This window comes from Pararhizobium sp. PWRC1-1 (genome assembly GCF_049897905.1).
In the GTDB taxonomy this organism is placed as follows: domain Bacteria; phylum Pseudomonadota; class Alphaproteobacteria; order Rhizobiales; family Rhizobiaceae; genus Pararhizobium.
Genome location: NZ_JAFCXE010000007.1, coordinates 236,904 through 255,595 on the forward strand (window position 1 = coordinate 236,904; position 18,692 = coordinate 255,595).

The following is an 18,692-nucleotide window of genomic DNA, read 5'->3' on the forward strand; positions in this document are numbered from 1 at the left end:
GGCGGGAGGCCAAGCATGAACCGCGTGTTGAAATCATTGCTTTTCGCTGCCGCACTGCTTCCACCATCTACCACTTATGCAGATGACTATGGCTTGCCAGGAGAATGGCAACAGGTGACTTCGAATGCAGGCCAATGCAGTTCCTGCAAGATCACCATAATGCGGCATGGATCGGTTCTGACCATTGCGGCCAACAATGGCTGGTCCGCCGTTGTCCAGACAGATGCACCCGGCAACGCTCTATGGGCGGTCGGGAATGGCCGTTGGCAAAAAGGAAAAGGCGGCCCCTACAGCGGCACGCTCTTTGATATTGCCGTTGTGCTGAAAGGTGAACAACTGCAGATGGTGATGTTGACTGAGATTGACAATCGCCGCGCCGGTACGATCAAGGCCGTTTTCACAAGACAATCTGCGGAAGAACCTCTGATAAAGATGTAGCTCCCGCAGGGATTGGACTGCTCGTCAGTTCCGCAACCGGTACCCCGTCTTAAAGATCCACGTCAGCAACCCCATCAGCACCGCCAGAAACACGATGATGATCGCGAAGCTGATCACCGGATTGACATCGGCGATCTCGAAGAAGCTCCAGCGGAAGCCGCTGATCAGGTAGAGCACCGGGTTGAAATGGCTGACCGCCTGCCAGAAGGGCGGCAGCATGTTGACCGAGTAGAAGCTGCCGCCGAGAAAAACCAGCGGCGGGATGACCAGCATCGGGATCAGGTTCAACTGCTCGAAGTCCTTGGCCCAGATGCCGATGATGAAACCGAACAGGCTGAAGGTGATGGCCGTCAGCACGAAGAACAGCAGCATTACGAAGGGGTGGGCGATCGATAGATCGACGAACAGCGAGGCCGTCCCTAGGATGATGATGCCGATCATCATGCCCTTGGTCGCCGCCGCACCGACATAGCCGAGCACGATCTCGCTCATCGATACCGGCGAGGACAGAAGTTCGTAGATCGTACCGGTGAATTTCGGGAAATAGATGCCGAACGAGCCGTTGCCGATGCACTGCGTCAGCAATGTCAGCATGATCAGCCCCGGCGTGATGAAGGCGCCATAGGAAACCCCGTCGATCTCCTGGATGCGAGAGCCGACAGCGGCGCCGAAGACGATGAAATAAAGCGAGGTGGAGATCACAGGCGAGACGACGCTCTGCAGGAGCGTTCGGCGCGTACGCGCCATCTCGAAGAAATAGATCGACTTGACCGCTTCGAGGTTCATGCCTTTGCTCCCACCAGTTCGACGAAAATGTCCTCGAGCGAGCTCTGCCGCGTCGAGATGTCCTTGAGCCTGATCCCGGCCTCGGCCAGCGCCGTCAGCAGCGTGGTGATGCCCGTGCGTTCGCCGGCCGTATTGTAGTCGTAGATCAGCGAATGACCGCCGTCTTCGATCGTCAGATCGTAAGAGGAAAGTGCCTCGGGCAGGCTCGAAATGGGATCCTGAAGATCGACGCGCAATTCCTTGCGGCCGAGCTTCTTCATCAGGTCTTTCTTGTCCTCGATCAACAGGATCTTGCCGCCGTTGATGACGCCGACCCGGTCGGCGATCTCTTCCGCCTCTTCGATATAGTGCGTGGTCAGGATGATCGTCACGCCGGTCTCGCGCAGCTTCTCGACCACCTGCCACATGTCCTTGCGCAGGTTGACGTCGACGCCGGCGGTCGGCTCGTCGAGGAACAGCACGCGCGGCTCGTGGCTGAGCGCCTTGGCGATCAGCACCCGCCGCTTCATGCCGCCGGACAGCTCGCGCAGCATGTTGTCCTTTTTGTCGAAGAGCGACAGGTCTTTCAAAACCTTCTCGATATGCGCCGGGTTCGGCTTCTTGCCGTGCAGCCCGCGCGAAAACGACACTGTGTTCCAAACCGTCTCGAACTGGTCGGTGGTCAGCTCCTGCGGCACCAGCCCGATCATCGCCCGGGTGGCGCGAAAATCCTTGACGACGTCATGGCCGCCGACCAGCACCGTGCCGCCCGATGGATTGACGATGCCGCAGATGATCGAGATCAGCGTCGTCTTGCCTGCGCCGTTCGGCCCCAGAAGGGCGAGGATTTCGCCTTCCTCTATATCGAGACTGACATCTTTCAGCGCCTCAAAGCCGGACGCATAGGTTTTCACCAGATTGGAAACGGAAACGATGGGCGCCATGAAATATGTTCCGGGGAATGTGAGGCGGAAGGAGATGCTCTATATGGGGTGTTCTTTCGAAAATTTCAGCTGCAAATCGCAAGCAGACGAAAACAAATCAGCGAAAGAGGCTGCAGCCGCCCCGGCCAGGGCTTCCACCCCAGTCATTCCGCTGGAATGACCGCCACGATCAGCGCCTTTCAAAGGCTGCTGTCATCAAACGGTGACGGTGTTAGGCCATTTTCGCGCCGTGGGACACAGACGCACGTGATTTGCAAGAACCCGCCGGCAGTCCCCTCTCCGGCAAGGTTCGTTTTAGGCCGGTTCTCACCGGCCATTTTTTTTGTGAACACCCGCCGGGCCTGTTGCTGACGTTCGCCGCACAGGAATCACTTCACAGCGATGACAACTTTGCCCTTCGCACGGCCCGTTTCAACATGGGCCAGTGCCTCGTTGGTCTTCTCGAAGGGGAACACCCGGTCCACCACCGGACGTATGACGCCGGCCTCGATCAGCGCGGTGATCTTTGCGAGCTGCCCGCCATCGGCCCTCATGAACAGGAAGGTATAGTGGATCCCCCGCCGTTTGGCTTTTTTCCGGATGCCGAAGCTCAGCAGGCGCATGACCTGTTGCAGCAACCAGCCGGACCCGTTCTCCCTTGCGAAATCCGCATCCGGCGGACCGGAAATCGAGATCAGCCTGCCGCCGGGTTTCAGCACGGCAAGTGATTTCTCCAGCGTGTCCTTGCCAAGGCTGTTCAGCACGACGTCGTAGCCCCGCAGCACCATTTCGAAGTCGTCCTTCTTGTAGTCGATGGCAACGTCTGCACCGAGACTTTTGACCAGATCGATATTGGCCGTGCTGGTGGTTGTCGCCACATGGGCGCCGAGATGCTTGGCCAGCTGGATCGCGACCGTGCCCACGCCGCCCGAGCCGGCATGGATCAGCACCTTCTGTCCCTTTTGCACAGTGGCCCGCTCGACCAGCGCCTGCCATGCCGTCAGGGCGGCGAGCGGAATGGACGCGGCCTCTTCCATGGTCAGGTTGGCAGGCTTCAAGGCGACATCAGCCGCGTCGATGGCGATATATTCGGCAAACGTCCCGATGCGATCCTGGGCCGGACGCGCGTAGACCTCATCACCGCGCTTGAACTGCCGGACATTCGCCCCGACGCGGACCACGACGCCCGCCACGTCGTTGCCCAGTATCAGCGGGAGGCGGTAAGGCAGGATGATCTTGAACTCTCCGTCCCTGATTTTGCTGTCCAAGGGGTTCACTCCGGCGGCATGGATTTCCACCATGACGTCGTTGTCCTTCAACACGGGCAAAGGAATTTCGCCGAGCCGCAGGGCGCCGCCTTTTGCATAACGATCGATGAGAAATGATTTCATCAGGTTAACTTTCGTTGTCAGGGTGTGCCAGCCGCGCCAAAAGTGCCGTCAGGCCGGCAAGCGGAACTGCTTGCGCAAGCTCTTGACGAATATCATGGAATATCGATCAACAATCAGTTACTATTAAATCAGTAGCAAGTCACTATCAAAAAGATACGAACATGAAGAATCTGTCGCACCAACCCTGCCTGATCGCCCGCAGCCTCGCTCTTGTCGGCGATGCGTGGAGCATGCTGATCCTGCGCGACGCCCATGCCGGGCTGACCCGGTTCGACGAATTCCGCAAGAGTCTTGCCATCGCCCCGACGATGCTGACGGCGCGGCTCTCAGCCCTGACCGACGAGGGACTGCTGGAGAAACGCCGCTACTGCGAGCGTCCGCCACGCGACGAATATGTACTGACGCAAGCCGGACGTGACTTTCTGCCGGTGCTGTTTGCCATCGGCGCCTGGGGACGCAAGCATCGCGGCGGCGGCTATGTGACCCGTTTCTTCGACGCCGAAACCGGAACAGAGATCGATGCGGTGACCATCGACCGCGTCACCGGTGCTCCGGTCGGAACACGGCCCATTCGTGTCGCCGCACCGGAATGAGCCGCCCTGTCGGATCGATGTGTCGCGCGTTTGCGCGCAGAGCCTGACACCGCCGCCGAGCGCTGGGCCTACCCCGCAACCGGGATCTTCCACCAGCTCGGGCAGGCATCCTCAAACGAATGCGAGACCGGGATCAGCTCGGCCGCATCCTGCGCATCGAAACTGCCGGTGACCAGTGCAATGACCGGTTCATCGTCGACTGCACCCAAGGTACTGCCGCATTTAGGGCAGAAGGAACGGCTGGAATAATCGGACGAACGATAGACCGCCGGCATTCCGCCCTCGCCGGTCCACTCGACGGCATCGCGTGAAAACTCCACCCAGCAGAGCGTCTGTGCGCCGGAATGCCTTTGGCAGTTTTCGCAGGAGCAGGTGTGCGGATTACCGGGTGTGCCCGTTGCCCTGAAGCGGATATTTCCGCACAGGCAGCCGCCGAGATATGTCTTGGCTTCCATTGCGAATCCTTCTGTTTTTACACGCGAAGCCGCAATAGTATTTTTTCAACTCAGCATAGCAAGCAGATTGCAGCACGCCCAGTAACCTTGTCCGGGCATCCCCTCAACTCAATCACAGTGCCGGTAGCCAGACTTGCGTTCTCTGAGGTCGAAATGGAAATGATCCTTGTGCTGCGGATCGCTGCCGGGACCAAGCACGGTGTTGAAATACTTGCAGCTGTCGCTGCGCACCGCCTTCAGCAGGCCCTTTTCGCGGAAGGCGAAGAAGCCCGGCTTGCGCACGTCGATCTCCTTGCCGGACTTCAGCACGAACTTGCCGACATCGATGGCGTTGCCGTGGGCATGCTCCGACATTGGATTGCCGCGCTTGGAATTCATCGTCCGGCAGGAATAGCCGCCGAGCGGCTTGATCGTCTTGATACCGGACAGATAGCGGTAGCGGGCCGACGGTGCGAGTTCGTTTTTCACCCACTTGGCAAAGGCTTCCGTCACCTCGCAGTTGAGCTTGACGGCAGGCTTGATATCGATACCGCCGGAAAGACCGGTGAGCTGGATCGGATAGTCGATGCCGCAGGCCCTGCCGTTGGAAATGCGCGGAATATCGGTGAATTCCACCCGCATTTTCCTCAGCCGCTGGCGGCAGGCGACTTCGGAGGCCGGCATCTGCCCGGTGAAATCAGCCTCGGTTTCAGACAGCGGATTTCCGGCACGCGGCAGGAACGCCACCTGTTGCTCCTCCCCGGCATGGCTCTTGCGCAGCATCACGCGCTGCTGCTGGTCAAGGAACTGCGTCTTGCGTGCCTCCTCGGCGGCCTGCTTTTCCGCGTTGAGCGGCGGCAGGTCCGGATCGTAGCCCGGATCGGCTGATGCCACCTGCATGGCCTGTGGCCCGCCCAACTGCTGGACGCTGTCACCTCCTATACCACCCACCACCGGCTGGCTGGCATTGCCCTCGGCGATCTGATTGCCCCGGCCGTAATCGCGGTTCTGCTCCTCAGCCAGGCCGACAACCGGCGTCGAGCCGGTTTCGACACCCATCATCGCATCCATGTTGACGCCTTCGGCCGGCACGGTCATCGACTGCGCACCGGCAACGGCAAGCGGCTGCTGCTGCGCCGGCTCGCTGTCGATCATCGGCAGCCGACGGCCGGACGCCTGCAGGCGCGGGTCGGCAGGGACGGCATCGTCGGAATTTTCAGAGAAGGTGCTGACCGGCGTATTGGCTGCCGGATAGGGGTTTTCCCGCGAGCCACGCGCATGGCGGTTCACCGGTTCGATGGCACTCACCCGTGCGGACTGATCGATCCGGCCCGGCGGAGTGAGATCATCCGTCGAACAGGCGGCCAGCGACAACGACAGTACGAAAACCGCCACCGGCCGCCGGAAAAGGGAAACATACGCCATACTCTTGCCGCCTCTACCGTGACGATGCCTCGAAACGCACCATCGCACCCGCCCGGTCCCTGCGAAAAACCTGCGGGCCGCCTGTGTCGAAAGGCAGGCGCAGAATGAAAAAGACCGCAACTGAAGCGGATTTTATGCAAACAGGGTAAACGAAGGCTTTCGAAGGCATCACCGGTTATGGGCATAGCCGCCGGCAATGCGGAAACGCCGCCCTCTCAGAGATGCCGGACGCTGAGCTTGCCGCCCCATTTCCCATCGAGATAGTCGCAGACGAGCTGACGATGGCAGTGATGCGGCTGCGCTTCCGAACAGAGCAGGCAGCTACCGGCAAACGATAAAGGGTCGAGCCGCGTTTCGATCTGCCGTTCAGCCATCAGGCTCACGAACCGGTGGCGCAGTGTGTTCCAGTCGCCCTTCTCTTTCTTGAAAGACGTCAGTATCTCCTCCGTCGGCGCCAGCAACGGCTGATGCACATAATTCACGCCGCAAAGCTCTTTCAGGAAATACGGCAGGTCGGTGGCCTTGGCGAAACCGGCAAGCTGCGAGCTGTTGTGCAGCCGGATATCGACAACCCGCTTGACGCCGGCCTGCCGGATCCGGCCGAAGAAATCTGCCGCAGTGGTTTGGGTGAACCCGATCGTGGTGACATCGATTTGCATCAGCAGCAGTTCCCCCTTTTGCATTTCCAATTCAGCCCTGCTCCTGGTCCTAGCGCATCTCCAAAAGCAAGGCGCGATGGTCGGAAACCTCTGGCTCAGCGACTGCATCGAAGCGGATCACCTCGACGTCGGGCGTCGCCAGCAGGTAGTCGGCAAACCGGCCGGGCTTTTCATAATAGGAGGTGCGTGTGTCGGTATGCCCGCGCGATGTGATCAGGTCCGTCAAGCCAAGCTCCCGCAAAGCCCCGAACATGCGGCTGTCCGGCAGGACGTTGAAATCGCCGCAGACCACCAGCCGCTCGTCGTTGCGCCATACCCGCCCGATCAGTTCGATCAGCGCCTGTGTCTGCGCATCGCGCGCTGGCGTATCGCCCTTGCCGGCGATGTCCCGCAGACCATGCATCTGCGCGATGGTGATCGAAAACCCGTCCTCGTGGTTGAACAGGCGCAGGCAGTGGGCGTTGCGGGCGCGCGGATGCGGCCCCCATCCGTCAGGCGAAAACGCGCCATGCACGAAGTCCTGCGCCTGCGCGGTGACAGTCAGCGACGTGCGCACGAAGGTCGCCAGCCCGAATTCGGAGGGTACCGCCCTGTCGCCATCGAACAAATCCCCCCGCGCCGTCGGTGCGAAGAAACCATCGTGTCCCGGCAGAACTGCACGGATTTCGTCGAACAGGTTGGCGCGTTGCTGCAACGCGACGCCATGGTCCCGATAGGTCAACCAATCCTGCGCAGACGAAGGCGTGCGAGCCACCTCCTGCAGGCAGATCACGTCGGCATCCACATCGACCAGATAGTCCATCAGCGGTGCATGGAGGCTTCCGCCCCAGGCGTTCAAGGAAACGATCCGCAGCACGATCCATTCACTCCAAAGTCATGGACGCAAGCAAACTGTCCCAGCCGGAACAGTTCGCTTGCCTATTGCGCTCAATTCAGCGGCACTCACCGTTACCGATGACCTGGAACCCTTGGGCCTGCGCTGTGCAGCCATTCGGGAACGTCTGCTCCCGCCGGCCTTGACGGGCACAGACCGGCGCATATTCGTTCGTGCACATCTGTGGCTCGCGCGGCGGGCGCATGCCCGAGTCATCGCCGGGCCTGTCGTTTCCGCGCTCGCATTCGCCACGGCCAATCACGCGAAACCCTTCCGCCTCGGCCATGCAGCCATTCGAAAACGTCTGTTCGCGGCGTCCCTGACGGGCGCAGACCGGTGCATATTCGCGGGTGCAGACCTGCGGCCGGTCGTCGCCGAAATCCGGCCTTTGCGGACGGCATTCGCCACGGCCGGAGATCCGGTATCCTTCCGCCCGCGCCTGGCAGGCATTCCCGAAGGTCCGGCGGTTGTTGCCTCGCTCACCGCAGACCGGATCATATTGCATCGTGCACATTTGCGGGTTCGACGGTTCCGGCCGGGGATAAGGCCGTCCGCCGGGCTCATCGACCACAACGGTGCATGCGGAGAGCACTCCAAGCGCCATCAGCGCGGCAATACGGATCACAACACGTTGAAACAGCGTCATTTCTGGTTCCCCCCTTGTGGGGTCACATGTCCCGGTCGATACGACAGGACACTGTAACCCCTTGAATCACGGCCTCATTCTCATGGGAAATCCGTTCGGGTCAAGCGCATCGATCAAACAAGCTGCCTGAGCACCCAAAACCGGTGATGGTGCCGGGCTACGCATAACAACCAGTCAAGACACAAGAAAAAGCCCGCGTCCTTTCGAACGCGGGCAATCGGCATTTCCGTCTTTTTGGATTGGATCAGGCAGCGCGGCTGTAGCTGCCCTGTCTGTTGTCGGGTGAAAGGCGGAAGGTCTGCAGCAGGCTCTTCAGCTCTCGGCTCTCCTGCGCCAACGTCTGGCTGGCGGCTGTCGTCTCCTCGACCATGGCGGCATTCTGCTGGGTCATCTGGTCCATGCTGTTGACGGCCGTGTTGACCTCGGCAAGCCCGGTTGCCTGCTCGCGGGCCGCTGTGGCGATCGAGGCAACATGTTCGTTGACCCGGTTGACCAGGCTTTCGATTTCGGTCAGCGCCTCGCCGGTCGAACGCACCAGCGTCACGCCGGTCTCGACTTCGGTGGCGGAGTTGCGGATCAATTCCTTGATCTCCTTGGCGGCACCGGCCGAACGCTGCGCCAGTTCGCGCACTTCCTGCGCGACGACGGCAAAGCCACGACCGGCCTCGCCTGCCCTGGCTGCCTCGACGCCGGCATTCAGCGCCAGAAGATTAGTCTGGAAGGCGATCTCGTCGATGACGCCAATGATCTGGCTGATCTTGGTGGAGGAGCCTTCGATGCGTGTCATCGCGGCAATCGCGTTGCGGACGATATCGCCGGACTTGGCAGCGCTGCCCTTGGTCTCGTTGACCATTTCGCGAGCCTCGGCAGCGCGGTCGGATGCGCTTTTGACCGTCGAGGTGATCTCGTCCAGCGCTGCAGCCGTCTCTTCAAGTGCTGCTGCCTGCTGTTCGGTGCGGCGCGACAGATTGTTGGCGGCCTCCGAAATATCGCCGGCACTTTCATAGACGACCTCGGTCGAATGCGCGATCGACTGGATGACGCCGCGCAGTGCCGTGACAGCCGTGTTGAAATCCTCGCGCAGCTTGGAATATTCCGGGGCGATCCGGACGATTTCCGCCGTCAGGTCACCACCTGCCAGTTTTTCCAGCGCGCTGCCGATCGCGCCCATAGCATCGGCCTGCGTCTGCGCGTCGGACTGGGCCCGATGTTCGTTGCTGCGCCGCTCGTCGTCGATGAGGCTCTGCTGCTCGGCTTCGCGCTGCCGCAGGCCGATGCGCTCCTTGACGGAATCCCGCAGCACCACCAGCACGCCGGCCATCTGGCCGATCTCGTCCTTGCGGTCGGTTTCCGGAACTTCGGCCGACACATCCTCGTCGGCAATCGTCCGCATCGAGGCTTTCAGCCGCTCGATCGGCCCGACGACGCTGCGAACGATCGAGAAGGCGGCAAGCAGAATGACCAGCGCGGCGAGACCGCAGATGACAGCGACCTGGATTAGGCCTTCACGGAACATCGCGGCAAGGTCGTCGGCATAAACGCCGGTGCCGACGATCCAGCCCCAAGGCGCAAATCCGGCTACATGCGAATATTTCAGCACAGGCTCTTCGGCACCGGGCTTTGGCCAATAGTAGTCGACGAAACCCTTGCCTTCAGCGGAAACCTTCTTGGCAAACTCTACGAAGATGTGTTTTCCGGTCGGGTCCTTGTTCTCCGTCTGGTCGGTGCCATTTAGCGCCGGCTTGATCGGATGCATGATCATCGTGCTCTTCACGTCGGTGATGAAGAAGTAGCCATTGCCCTGATAGCGCATCGCCTGGATCGCCTCGATGGCGCGGGCCTGGGCATCCTTCTGACTAAGCGTGCCGGCCTGCTCCTGCTTGTAATAGGCATCGAACACGCTCACCGCGTTCTCGTTCATCGCCTCCAGCATGGCCTTTCGCTGCGCCACCAGCTTGTCCTGTTCCTGGAACAGGCCGAGCGTCATGACGGCAGCCATGGTCAAAAGTGTCAGCCCCACCAGCGCATAAAGGCGCACGGAAATACGGAAATGTTTCATACGGCCCAATCCCCTCAGATTTTTGTAGCCGCACAATACCGATCGGAATTTTCGAACTTCCTAACAAGGAACCACTAAAATTGATAATCCTGAATTTACCTTCTGTTCACTCCGATCCAGCCGGGCCTTGAGGATATTTCCCGCAAGGGTCTTTTCCGATCCATCCTCGTCAGGTTACATCGAACCAAACGGAGAGCGATGACAATGTCCAAACCGAACGGCGACCTCACCCTGCGAACGCTGGCCATGCCGGCCGATGCCAATGCGGCGGGCGACATCTTTGGCGGCTGGGTCATGGCGCAGATGGACCTGTCCTGCGGCATCCGCGCCGCCGAGCGCGCCCGCGGCCGCGTCGTCACCGCCGCCGTCAAGGAAATGGCCTTCGAAATGCCGGTCAAGATCGGCGATACGCTCTGTATCTATACCGATGTCGTCAAGGTCGGCCGCACGTCGATGACGCTGAAGGTCGAGGTCTGGGCGCAGCGCTACCTGTCGGACCGGATGGACAAGGTCACCGATGCGCTGTTCGTCATGGTGGCGCTGGACGAGAACGGCCACCCGAAGCCGGTGCCCCCGGAAGCCTGACACTTTCAAGCCCGCCGCTGATAAAGGCAAGCCCGCCGCTGATAAAGGCAAGCCCGCCGCTGATAAAGGCAAGCCTGACGCTCATAAAGGCCAAAGCCATGGACCAGCCCGTCGATCCGGAGCTTTTCTCGCATATCCGCGTCGTCATGGGCATGGTCATCAGTCTCTCGATGGCCCGCCTGCTGACCGGCCTGGCGGTGCTCGTCCAGCATCCCGGCAAGACCAGGATCTACTGGCTGCACCTCGGCTGGGTGCTCTTCATGTTCCTGTTCCTGATCTATTTCTGGTGGTGGGAATACCGGCTGCATTCCGTGCCGGTGATCGATTTCAGCGTCTACCTCTTCGTCATTTCCTACTGCTGCATCTTCTTCTTTCTCTGCGTCCTACTGTTTCCCACCTCGATGGAGGACTATAGCGGCTATGAGCATTATTTCATGTCACGCCGCGCCTGGTTCTTCGGCTTCCTGGCGCTGGCCTATGCCGTCGATCTCATCGACACAGCCGTCAAGGGCAAGACCTATTTTCTATCCTATGGGCTGGAATATCCGTTACGAAACGCAACCTATATCCTGCTCTGCATCATCGCCGCGATCACCGCCGACCGCCGTTTCCACGCGACCTTCCTGATCGCCGGGCTCACCTACCAGCTTGTCTGGATCTTTCGGGCGTTCGATCTGCTGGAGTGAACGGCGAGAGCCCGACGGCAAAGGCGAACGCGGGGCTTAACCGGCTTTCGCCTTGAACAGGACGAAGGACAGTTCATCGTCCCGGTCGAAGGATTGCGCTGTTTCGATCGCCTCTTCCAGTGTCTTCTCCCGGTGCAACAGTTCATAGAACAGACCGTGCAGGAACAGCGGAACAGCGGCTCCGTCCGGAAAGTCCGCAGGCGCAACATAGGCGCGCGCGCCGGCGGCGAGAAAGGCCTCGCCGAACGCATCCGTTCCGGTGACGCAGGCGGTGCTGATCACTGTCTTGGCCGACAGCCTGATGGCGCCCGCCAGAGCACCGGCGGGTAGGCTGCCGTCAACGAGCATCCCGGTGTCTATGTCGCCAATAAACTCGCCGAGCACGAAGCCGTTTCTCGTCACCGTGGCCGGAAAGGATGATGTATTCGGGATCATTCTCCTACCGCTGCAGGCACTTGATAGCATCGCCAGGCGTTCCGGGCAGATTCAGAAGCACCGCCGCCCCAAGATTTTCCAGTATGGCGCGGATCAGCAACGCCTCCCCGGAATCACCAAGGGCAACGATCGCAACAGGTGTGCGGGGATAGAAGAAACCTTCATCAATCACTTGCAATAAAACTCCCGGATAGATCGGCAAATCCGGCCGTTGATATGGCAGATTCGGCCAAGGGAGAAAATTGCGCAAATTGCGAGGTCCAGCGCCGAACGCGACATTACCCTGCCGCATCCGCCGCCGCCACCGCATCGCCCGGCTTATGCCGGTGACAACCGGCAACGGAAAAATCCCGCCGAATGCCCTGCCATCACGGAAAAGCGTTTCCGTGCAGGTCCAATCTACAAAATAAATAAACTCTATAATTCCAATAGATTTAACTAGCATGATCCCACGTCCAGCGGAAACAGCGTCCGCCAACCATAAGAGGGATCGATGTACACACTGACAAGACGCCTGTTCGGCGCCGGCCTCATCGCCGCCAGCCTGTTTGCCGCTACCGGCCTGTCTGCCGCTGAACTGACCGAGTTCAAGATCGGCTATCAGAAGACCGGCCTGCCGGTGATCGCCCGCCAGCAGAAGATCATCGAGAAGGCGCTCGAGCCGAAGGGCATCACCGTCTCCTGGGTCGAATTCACCGCCGGCCCGCCGCTGGTCGAAGCGCTGAATGTCGGCTCGATCAATGTCGGCTGGACTGGCGATGCGCCGCCGATCTTCGGCCAGGCCGCCGGTTCCGCCATCACCTATGTCGCCGCCCTTCCCTCCAACGGCGCCGGCGAAGCCATCTTCGTCAAGCCGGACTCGCCGATCCAGTCGCTTGCCGATCTCAAGGGCAAGACGATCGGCGTCGGCAAGGGCACCAGCGCCCATAACCTTGTCGTTGCAGCACTGGAAAAGGCCGGCATCGATTTCAAGGACATCACCGCTGTCTATCTGAGCTCCGCCGATGCGGCCGCAGCCTTTGCCAGCGACAAGATCGACGCCTGGGCCGTCTGGGATCCCTTCTTCGCCATCGCCGAGACCCGTTACAAGCCGCGTGTCCTCACTACCTCGGCCGAGACCCTGAGCGTCAAGACCTATTTCCTCGCCAATCGTGACTTCGCCAAGGAACATCCGGAGACGGTAACGGCCACTATTGCCGCCCTGAAGGAAGCCGCCGTCTGGGCCGATGCCAACCGCGACAAGGTGGCCGAGGCGCTGCATGAGGTGACCGGCGTGCCGCTGGAAGCCCAGACGATTGCCGCCAACCGCAGTAAGTTCGGCATCGAACCGATCACCCCGGAGATCATCGCCAGCCAGCAGCAGACCGCCGACCGGTTCTTCAAGCTCGGCCTGATCCCCAAGCAGATCACTATATCGGATGCCGTCTGGACGGCACCGACAAACTGATTTCCTCCCAGGAAATGCGGTGTGCCGGTCGATCCGGGCCGGCACACGAGGGAGCGGTTCCAGCAAGGGTGCGCAGCGGTCTTCGTAAAAACAAAGAGACAGAGTGTTTTCGCGTTTCCAGGACAGCGGAAACAATCGAAGCCGGAAACAATCGAAGCAAAGGGCAGATGATGAAATCCACAGGTCAATCGATCCTGCGCAATGGCACGGGCTGGCTTTTGCCGGCCCTGATCGTTCTCGCCTGGGAAATTGCCGCCCGCACCGGGCTGATCTCGCCGAATGTCATGGCAGCCCCGTCCGCCGTCGCCGAAGCCTTCTGGCGCCTGCTGCTCTCGGGTGAGCTCGTCCGCAATATCGGCGTCAGCACCGCCCGCGCTTTGTCCGGCTTCGTCATCGGCGGCTCGATCGGCCTGATCTTCGGCCTTGCCAACGGCCTTTCGGGCCTGTCGCGCAATCTGACCGATACGACGCTGCAGATGGTCCGCAACATTCCGCACCTGGCGCTGATCCCACTGGTCATCCTCTGGTTTGGTATCGATGAAGAGGCAAAGCTCTTTCTTGTAGCGCTCGGCGTGTTCTTCCCGATCTATGTCAACACGCTGCTCGGCATCCAGAGCGTCGATCCGCAGCTGGTCGAGATGGGCCGCGTCTATGGCATGTCGCGCACCACGCTGTTCTTCCGGGTCATCCTGCCCGGCGCCCTGCCCGCCATCTTCGTCGGCCTGCGCTATGCGCTGGGGATCATGTGGCTGACGCTGATCGTCGCCGAAACCATCGCCGCCTCCTCCGGCCTCGGCTACATGGCCATGCAGGCCCGCGAGTTCCTGTTGATCGACGTCGTCGTGCTGTCGATCCTGATCTACGCCCTGCTCGGCAAGCTCGCCGACAGTTTTGCCCGGTTGCTGGAACGGCTGACGCTGCAATGGCATCCCGCCTTCCAGACCGCCTGATTTCTCGCGAAACGAAATACGGAGTACCAAAAATGTCCGTCATCGCCCTCGATCAAAAAATCAAGCCAGCTCATCCGGCCAAGGAAACGGCGGAGGCGCGGGCTTTGCGCGAAACCGCCCCGGGCCAATGGTTCCCCTATGCCGCTCCCAAGCCGCGCGAGCGGGAAAACCGCGACATCGCCTTTTCCTTCCGGGGCATCAGCCGCAAGTTCGGCGACAAGACCGTGCTCGACAATATCGATCTCGATGTGCCCGCCGGCCAGTTCATCGCCGTCATCGGCAAGAGCGGCTGCGGCAAGAGCACGCTGCTGCGGCTGCTGACCGGCCTCGACAAGCCGACCTCCGGCACGTTGACGGTCAACAAGGGTGCGCAAGGCGAAAACCGTACCCGCATCATGTTTCAGGAGCCCCGCCTTCTGCCTTGGGCCAGGATCGCCAAGAATGTCGAGGTCGGCCTGACCGGCATCGCCAAGGGCGCGGAAGCCCGCGAAAAGTCGCTCGCCATCCTCAACGAGGTCGGCCTTGCCGACCGTGCCGAAGAATGGCCGTCCGTTCTGTCCGGCGGCCAGCGCCAGCGCGTCGCCCTTGCCCGCGCGCTTGTCGCCCACCCCTACATTCTGGCGCTCGACGAGCCGCTCGGCGCGCTTGATGCGCTGACCCGCATCGAGATGCAGCATCTGCTCGAAAGCATCTGGCAACAGCAGACATTCACCGCCGTGCTGGTTACCCATGACGTTGCGGAAGCCGTGGCGCTCGCCGACCGCGTCATCGTCATCGACCATGGCAGGATCGCGCTCGATCTCGATATCCCGCTTGAGCGTCCCCGCCGTCACGGCTCGCCGGAACTGGCGCGGCTGGAAGGAAAGATCCTCGACATGTTTGGCGGCGCTGATTGATCTCTACGCCGTGGTCCGGCGCAGGGCGGCGGCCAGCTGCCTGCTCGCCCATTGAACGCTGACGGAAACGGCGGACGAGACCAGAAATGCGATCTCGGCATTCTGCCTGGGCAGCATCCAGATCAGGCACAGGCAGAAGGCCGCAAACGAAAAACGCCCCAGCACCATGCCGCGCAACAGCCGGACAACGAAGTCCGGCCCATAGGCCCGCTGCGACGATACTGACAGGATCAATCCCAACAGCGGAAACACTGTCAGAACACCGCTCCATTGTGCACCAAGCGAGGCCGACAGCATCGTCACGGCAAGTGTCAGGACGGCACCGGCAATCATGCGCATAGCCAGGTCGGTCCGGGTAATCGATATCACCTTGCTGGCCGCATTGGTTCGCGGCAAAAATGTCTGCGCGAAGACGACGCCCAGCAGCGCTGCACCAAGTGCAACGGCCGGTGTGCCCGGTAGACTGGTCAAACCGATGGCGGCTATGAACCACGCGGCCATCCCCATCACCGCTGCGATACAGTAGTGATACCAGCGGCAGGTCCAGGCATAGGCGAGATTGAAGGCCTCAGAGGCAAAGATTGCCGACAGGGCCGCGGCGGCCGCGCCCACGCCAAAAACCGCCCCCTGTTCCAGCACCAGCAGATAGAGGATCGGCCCTGCCACGATCGGCAGGCCGGCAAGCCAACCGGCCACGCCCGGGCCCCAGCGCACGGCCGCCATAGAAACGGCAAACAGAAAAAAGGGAACCAAAGTCAGTTTCAAGAGAAGCATGCCGGTCCCGTTCATTCCTGTCTGCACGCCGATGCTTGCGCCCGGCACATTCCAAGCTTTCCAAGACCGTGCCGCCGTGAAGACAGACACTGCCGCCTGCCGACCAATTCTTCACGCCCGGCCATGGGGATCAGGCGGACGATCAGGGGGAAACTTTAGCCAAGATCGGACCTGCGCAATGCCGCCATAGCCGGAAAATGTCAATCCGCGAAAAACTGCACGCGAAAAGCCCGCGCTGCCCATTGTCGGAGACTGGCAAGACCCCCTATGAACCCCCGCAATGAGGAACCGTCGATGGGGGATTCGATGACCGCTGGTATGTCCATGGCCACGACACGACCGCCGCGCCTTTTCTGGCGGCGTGCCGTCGCATTCGTTGTCGATATGGCGGTTTTCTACAGCATCCTGATGGTACTGGCCCTGCCGCTGCAGGCCCTCACCGGCTGGAACCTCGGCTTTTACATCGGGCAATCGACGAGCTGCGCGGTCACAACCGACAGCCCGCTGATCCATCAGGTCGAAACCGAATGGCCACTGGCTGACGGCGAAACCCGGACAAACCAGATCTGCATCAATTCCAGCATCGGCACGCAGCAGCGATTCTTCATATCGACAGTTGCCAAGACCGCGGACGGAACGGCCTCCACCCGCTTCGTGTCGATCGGCATCGACCCGGACGGAAACGCCATCCCGCTGGATATTTCCGGAGGCAGCACGGCGTCCAACATCCTCCTTCAGCTTTTCTTCATGGCGCTATTCGTTCTGGCAACAGCGAGAATAACGGCATCCGGCCGACGCACACCCGGCAAGGCCCTGATGTTCCTGCGCATCGTCAATGTCGCGGGCTCCGTGCCGTCATTCAAACAATGCCTGACCAGGGAAGTCTGGAAATTTCTGCCACCCTGCCTTCTCGGGATCGCCGTCACCATTCATGCAGCCCAAAACCTGCCGGGGCTATCGACGCTGGCCTCCGGTGAATTCATCGATGTCATCCATGCCGCCCGCGACATGCAGACGCCCGATTTCAGCACGCTGTTCGCCGTCGGCCTCGTCGCCTGGCTCCTCAGCGCCCTCTGGTGGCTTGGCCCGTTCATCCCGTGGCGCGGCCAAACCGTTTACGACCGCCTCGCCGGCTGCATCGTGCTGCGGTCCGACGCAACCGAAGACGCGTCCACCCCTCACCAGCACTAGCAGCTGCGCAACCTACCCCTTGAACACGAACGCCGCGCCGCCCGCGATCATGCAGAAGCCGACGGCGTGGTTCCAGGTCAGCGATTCCTTCAGCCAGAACACTGAGAAACCGGCAAAGACCACTAGCGTGATCACCTCCTGCATGGTCTTCAACTGCGCCGCCGAATAGACCTCATGGCCGATCCGGTTGGCCGGAACAGCCAGGCAATATTCGAAAAAGGCAATGCCCCAGCTGACGATAATGGCCATATAGAGCGGTGACGACGTGTATTTCAGATGCCCGTACCAGGCGAAGGTCATAAAGACATTCGACAGGACGAGCAGCACGATCGGCAGCACGGCGGCCGTATTCAGCGAAAAAGGCATCAGCGAATCCTTGGGACAATGGTGTGATAGGCGGGCAAGCATGTACCGCCAATCCTCCGCCGTTCAAGCCGGAAACCGGCGCGGACCTTTCGCCGAACTCAAAACGATGTGAAGTTGAAAGCACACCATCTCCCGCGTGCACTTCTTGACAGGTCGGCCTTTGTTATTCTGCCCGCTATCTACAGCGCCGCGGCCACGCTCTTATGCAATCAGACGTTGACTCGCTCGCGAGAGGATTTAAGTATCGAGAAAAAATACACCCGGGGATTTTATGACTGCATCTTCAGCGCCGCGCTACGCGGATGGTCCGCAACGTCTTTTCTGGCGTCGTGGGCTCGCATTCATCATCGACATCATTCTGTTCTACATCGCAATCTCCGCTGTTATGCTGGTGATTAGCGTGCTTAGCCCATGGAATATCGGGGTCAGTACCATGATCTATACCGAATGCCGCCCCGCTCCACCGAGCCCGTTGGTGGCGCAGGTCGATAGTGGATGGCCGCTGGAATTCGGGCTGGAGCGAACAAACACCCTCTGCCGCAAGACGTTTCCGTTTGACAGGACCGGTTACGTCTTTACGTCCACCACCACCAAGACAAGAGGGCTCAATACTTGGTCGAAATGGGTTACTGTGGCATCCGACGAGAACGGCGCTCCGCTTCCACCCGGCGAAATGCGGTCCGCACTGCTTTCGCAAATCTTGACATCATCTTTGCCGCTCGCTGCCATCACTGGCCTCTTCATTTGTTTCACCGCCAATGGCCGTCGCACACCCGGGAAACGGCTTTTCAGGTTGAAGGTGATGACACCTTATGGCATCGCGCCGGGCCTTCACCGGGCCGCACGGCGAGAACTGCTGAAATTCGCACCGCTGATGATCGGCAGCATTGCGAGCATCGCGACGACTTTGCATACTTTACTGAGACCCGATTTTTTTGGTTATCTGATTGCCCAAGCACGCGAGATGAGTGCGACGAACTTGCCGTTATCTGCCGTGCTGGTCATTGGTTGCGGCATAGGACAATTGCTCTGGTGGTTGCTGCCGTTTCTGTCCTGGCGTGGCCAGACCTACTATGACCGGATTGCCGGTTGCACCGTCGTGCAGCAGGACCGGTCATCCTCCCGAGCGGCAGGGAAGGCACACTGACGGACACC

The 18,692-nt window shown here is 60.5% G+C and carries 22 protein-coding genes; 9 read left to right on the plus strand and 13 right to left on the minus strand.

Translation table 11 applies throughout. The features are described from left to right. Positions 1 to 15 precede the first annotated feature (15 nt). The gene (locus tag ACP7E0_RS13840) at positions 16 to 438 is read left to right on the plus strand and encodes a hypothetical protein (protein WP_426125602.1); all 423 of its coding nucleotides are present in this window, start codon (positions 16 to 18) and stop codon (positions 436 to 438) included. A gap of 24 nt (positions 439 to 462) precedes the next feature. Here ACP7E0_RS13840 and ACP7E0_RS13845 read toward each other — a convergent pair whose 3' ends face one another. From ACP7E0_RS13845 to ACP7E0_RS13855, 3 genes are all read right to left on the minus strand, one after another. Further along, positions 463 to 1,224 (minus strand): ABC transporter permease, encoded by a 762-nt coding sequence (locus ACP7E0_RS13845; RefSeq protein ID WP_426125603.1) that lies wholly within the window; start codon positions 1,222 to 1,224, stop codon positions 463 to 465. After that, positions 1,221 to 2,147 (minus strand): ATP-binding cassette domain-containing protein, encoded by a 927-nt coding sequence (locus tag ACP7E0_RS13850; protein WP_426125604.1) that lies wholly within the window; start codon positions 2,145 to 2,147, stop codon positions 1,221 to 1,223. The genes ACP7E0_RS13845 and ACP7E0_RS13850 overlap by 4 nt, the downstream gene beginning before the upstream one ends. 368 nt (positions 2,148 to 2,515) lie before the next feature. Then, complete coding sequence (locus ACP7E0_RS13855; RefSeq protein ID WP_426125605.1) at positions 2,516 to 3,517, minus strand: NADP-dependent oxidoreductase; 1,002 nt, start codon at positions 3,515 to 3,517, stop codon at positions 2,516 to 2,518. Positions 3,518 to 3,678: 161 nt separating this feature from the next. Between ACP7E0_RS13855 and ACP7E0_RS13860 the strand changes: the two genes are divergently transcribed. Further along, positions 3,679 to 4,110 carry a winged helix-turn-helix transcriptional regulator gene (locus tag ACP7E0_RS13860; RefSeq protein ID WP_426125606.1) on the plus strand — a complete coding sequence of 144 codons (432 nt, stop codon included), beginning with the start codon at positions 3,679 to 3,681 and terminating at the stop codon, positions 4,108 to 4,110. Positions 4,111 to 4,178: 68 nt separating this feature from the next. On the opposite strand, the gene ACP7E0_RS13865 is transcribed toward ACP7E0_RS13860, so the two are convergent. From ACP7E0_RS13865 to ACP7E0_RS13890, 6 genes are all read right to left on the minus strand, one after another. Continuing rightward, complete coding sequence (locus ACP7E0_RS13865; RefSeq protein ID WP_426125607.1) at positions 4,179 to 4,565, minus strand: GFA family protein; 387 nt, start codon at positions 4,563 to 4,565, stop codon at positions 4,179 to 4,181. 108 nt (positions 4,566 to 4,673) lie between these two features. Further along, a complete protein-coding gene (locus ACP7E0_RS13870) occupies positions 4,674 to 5,969 on the minus strand; it encodes an extensin family protein (RefSeq protein WP_426125608.1) in 1,296 nt (431 codons plus the stop codon). Positions 5,970 to 6,184: 215 nt separating this feature from the next. After that, positions 6,185 to 6,652 (minus strand): DUF488 family protein, encoded by a 468-nt coding sequence (locus tag ACP7E0_RS13875; protein WP_426125642.1) that lies wholly within the window; start codon positions 6,650 to 6,652, stop codon positions 6,185 to 6,187. Positions 6,653 to 6,677: 25 nt separating this feature from the next. Further along, on the minus strand, positions 6,678 to 7,481 hold the full coding sequence (locus ACP7E0_RS13880; protein WP_426125643.1) for an endonuclease/exonuclease/phosphatase family protein: 804 nt from the start codon (positions 7,479 to 7,481) through the stop codon (positions 6,678 to 6,680). Between the two features lie 79 nt (positions 7,482 to 7,560). Further along, positions 7,561 to 8,148, minus strand: a complete 588-nt coding sequence (locus ACP7E0_RS13885; RefSeq protein ID WP_426125609.1) for a Kazal-type serine protease inhibitor domain-containing protein — start codon at positions 8,146 to 8,148, stop codon at positions 7,561 to 7,563. A gap of 244 nt (positions 8,149 to 8,392) precedes the next feature. Beyond that, positions 8,393 to 10,207 carry a methyl-accepting chemotaxis protein gene (locus ACP7E0_RS13890; protein ID WP_426125610.1) on the minus strand — a complete coding sequence of 605 codons (1,815 nt, stop codon included), beginning with the start codon at positions 10,205 to 10,207 and terminating at the stop codon, positions 8,393 to 8,395. A gap of 204 nt (positions 10,208 to 10,411) precedes the next feature. Here ACP7E0_RS13890 and ACP7E0_RS13895 point away from each other — a divergent pair, with 204 nt between their 5' ends. Together ACP7E0_RS13895 and ACP7E0_RS13900 are read left to right on the plus strand one after the other, a co-directional pair. Then, positions 10,412 to 10,792: an acyl-CoA thioesterase gene (locus tag ACP7E0_RS13895; protein ID WP_426125611.1), complete on the plus strand. Its 381-nt coding sequence runs from the start codon at positions 10,412 to 10,414 to the stop codon at positions 10,790 to 10,792. 98 nt (positions 10,793 to 10,890) lie between these two features. Next, complete coding sequence (locus ACP7E0_RS13900; RefSeq protein WP_426125612.1) at positions 10,891 to 11,478, plus strand: hypothetical protein; 588 nt, start codon at positions 10,891 to 10,893, stop codon at positions 11,476 to 11,478. Between the two features lie 36 nt (positions 11,479 to 11,514). On the opposite strand, the gene ACP7E0_RS13905 is transcribed toward ACP7E0_RS13900, so the two are convergent. Together ACP7E0_RS13905 and ACP7E0_RS13910 are read right to left on the minus strand one after the other, a co-directional pair. Next, the gene (locus ACP7E0_RS13905) at positions 11,515 to 11,913 is read right to left on the minus strand and encodes a hypothetical protein (RefSeq protein WP_426125613.1); all 399 of its coding nucleotides are present in this window, start codon (positions 11,911 to 11,913) and stop codon (positions 11,515 to 11,517) included. A gap of 4 nt (positions 11,914 to 11,917) precedes the next feature. Next, positions 11,918 to 12,358 carry a hypothetical protein gene (locus ACP7E0_RS13910; protein ID WP_426125615.1) on the minus strand — a complete coding sequence of 147 codons (441 nt, stop codon included), beginning with the start codon at positions 12,356 to 12,358 and terminating at the stop codon, positions 11,918 to 11,920. A gap of 48 nt (positions 12,359 to 12,406) precedes the next feature. Here ACP7E0_RS13910 and ACP7E0_RS13915 point away from each other — a divergent pair, with 48 nt between their 5' ends. The 3 genes from ACP7E0_RS13915 to ACP7E0_RS13925 all read left to right on the plus strand — a co-directional run bounded on the left by ACP7E0_RS13915 (position 12,407) and on the right by ACP7E0_RS13925 (position 15,206). Continuing rightward, complete coding sequence (locus ACP7E0_RS13915; RefSeq protein ID WP_426125616.1) at positions 12,407 to 13,360, plus strand: sulfonate ABC transporter substrate-binding protein; 954 nt, start codon at positions 12,407 to 12,409, stop codon at positions 13,358 to 13,360. Between the two features lie 170 nt (positions 13,361 to 13,530). Further along, entirely contained in the window at positions 13,531 to 14,310 is a 780-nt protein-coding gene (locus ACP7E0_RS13920) for an ABC transporter permease subunit (protein WP_426125644.1), read from the plus strand. 32 nt (positions 14,311 to 14,342) lie between these two features. Beyond that, positions 14,343 to 15,206, plus strand: a complete 864-nt coding sequence (locus ACP7E0_RS13925; protein WP_426125617.1) for an ATP-binding cassette domain-containing protein — start codon at positions 14,343 to 14,345, stop codon at positions 15,204 to 15,206. Between the two features lie 3 nt (positions 15,207 to 15,209). Here ACP7E0_RS13925 and ACP7E0_RS13930 read toward each other — a convergent pair whose 3' ends face one another. After that, the gene (locus ACP7E0_RS13930) at positions 15,210 to 15,995 is read right to left on the minus strand and encodes a hypothetical protein (protein ID WP_426125618.1); all 786 of its coding nucleotides are present in this window, start codon (positions 15,993 to 15,995) and stop codon (positions 15,210 to 15,212) included. Positions 15,996 to 16,286: 291 nt separating this feature from the next. Here ACP7E0_RS13930 and ACP7E0_RS13935 point away from each other — a divergent pair, with 291 nt between their 5' ends. After that, entirely contained in the window at positions 16,287 to 17,171 is an 885-nt protein-coding gene (locus ACP7E0_RS13935; RefSeq protein ID WP_426125619.1) for an RDD family protein, read from the plus strand. A 12-nt stretch (positions 17,172 to 17,183) separates the two neighbouring features. On the opposite strand, the gene ACP7E0_RS13940 is transcribed toward ACP7E0_RS13935, so the two are convergent. Then, positions 17,184 to 17,537: a DMT family protein gene (locus ACP7E0_RS13940; RefSeq protein ID WP_426125620.1), complete on the minus strand. Its 354-nt coding sequence runs from the start codon at positions 17,535 to 17,537 to the stop codon at positions 17,184 to 17,186. A 271-nt stretch (positions 17,538 to 17,808) separates the two neighbouring features. Between ACP7E0_RS13940 and ACP7E0_RS13945 the strand changes: the two genes are divergently transcribed. Then, on the plus strand, positions 17,809 to 18,684 hold the full coding sequence (locus ACP7E0_RS13945) for an RDD family protein (protein ID WP_426125621.1): 876 nt from the start codon (positions 17,809 to 17,811) through the stop codon (positions 18,682 to 18,684). The last annotated feature ends 8 nt before the right edge of the window (positions 18,685 to 18,692 follow it).

Bases quoted from the DNA above. Each gene is read 5' to 3' on its own strand.
- ACP7E0_RS13925 (WP_426125617.1), top strand. From the start codon at position 14,343: ATGTCCGTCATCGCCCTCGATCAAAAAATCAAGCCAGCTCATCCGGCC.
- ACP7E0_RS13905 (WP_426125613.1), bottom strand. From the start codon at position 11,913: ATGATCCCGAATACATCATCCTTTCCGGCCACGGTGACGAGAAACGGC.
- ACP7E0_RS13895 (WP_426125611.1), top strand. From the start codon at position 10,412: ATGTCCAAACCGAACGGCGACCTCACCCTGCGAACGCTGGCCATGCCG.
- ACP7E0_RS13910 (WP_426125615.1), bottom strand. From the start codon at position 12,358: ATGCTAGTTAAATCTATTGGAATTATAGAGTTTATTTATTTTGTAGAT.
- ACP7E0_RS13865 (WP_426125607.1), bottom strand. From the start codon at position 4,565: ATGGAAGCCAAGACATATCTCGGCGGCTGCCTGTGCGGAAATATCCGC.
- ACP7E0_RS13875 (WP_426125642.1), bottom strand. From the start codon at position 6,652: ATGCAAAAGGGGGAACTGCTGCTGATGCAAATCGATGTCACCACGATC.
- ACP7E0_RS13930 (WP_426125618.1), bottom strand. From the start codon at position 15,995: ATGAACGGGACCGGCATGCTTCTCTTGAAACTGACTTTGGTTCCCTTT.
- ACP7E0_RS13890 (WP_426125610.1), bottom strand. From the start codon at position 10,207: ATGAAACATTTCCGTATTTCCGTGCGCCTTTATGCGCTGGTGGGGCTG.
- ACP7E0_RS13870 (WP_426125608.1), bottom strand. From the start codon at position 5,969: ATGGCGTATGTTTCCCTTTTCCGGCGGCCGGTGGCGGTTTTCGTACTG.
- ACP7E0_RS13945 (WP_426125621.1), top strand. From the start codon at position 17,809: ATGACTGCATCTTCAGCGCCGCGCTACGCGGATGGTCCGCAACGTCTT.
- ACP7E0_RS13855 (WP_426125605.1), bottom strand. From the start codon at position 3,517: ATGAAATCATTTCTCATCGATCGTTATGCAAAAGGCGGCGCCCTGCGG.
- ACP7E0_RS13935 (WP_426125619.1), top strand. From the start codon at position 16,287: ATGACCGCTGGTATGTCCATGGCCACGACACGACCGCCGCGCCTTTTC.
- ACP7E0_RS13845 (WP_426125603.1), bottom strand. From the start codon at position 1,224: ATGAACCTCGAAGCGGTCAAGTCGATCTATTTCTTCGAGATGGCGCGT.
- ACP7E0_RS13885 (WP_426125609.1), bottom strand. From the start codon at position 8,148: ATGACGCTGTTTCAACGTGTTGTGATCCGTATTGCCGCGCTGATGGCG.
- ACP7E0_RS13900 (WP_426125612.1), top strand. From the start codon at position 10,891: ATGGACCAGCCCGTCGATCCGGAGCTTTTCTCGCATATCCGCGTCGTC.
- ACP7E0_RS13860 (WP_426125606.1), top strand. From the start codon at position 3,679: ATGAAGAATCTGTCGCACCAACCCTGCCTGATCGCCCGCAGCCTCGCT.
- ACP7E0_RS13920 (WP_426125644.1), top strand. From the start codon at position 13,531: ATGAAATCCACAGGTCAATCGATCCTGCGCAATGGCACGGGCTGGCTT.
- ACP7E0_RS13915 (WP_426125616.1), top strand. From the start codon at position 12,407: ATGTACACACTGACAAGACGCCTGTTCGGCGCCGGCCTCATCGCCGCC.
- ACP7E0_RS13850 (WP_426125604.1), bottom strand. From the start codon at position 2,147: ATGGCGCCCATCGTTTCCGTTTCCAATCTGGTGAAAACCTATGCGTCC.
- ACP7E0_RS13940 (WP_426125620.1), bottom strand. From the start codon at position 17,537: ATGCCTTTTTCGCTGAATACGGCCGCCGTGCTGCCGATCGTGCTGCTC.
- ACP7E0_RS13840 (WP_426125602.1), top strand. From the start codon at position 16: ATGAACCGCGTGTTGAAATCATTGCTTTTCGCTGCCGCACTGCTTCCA.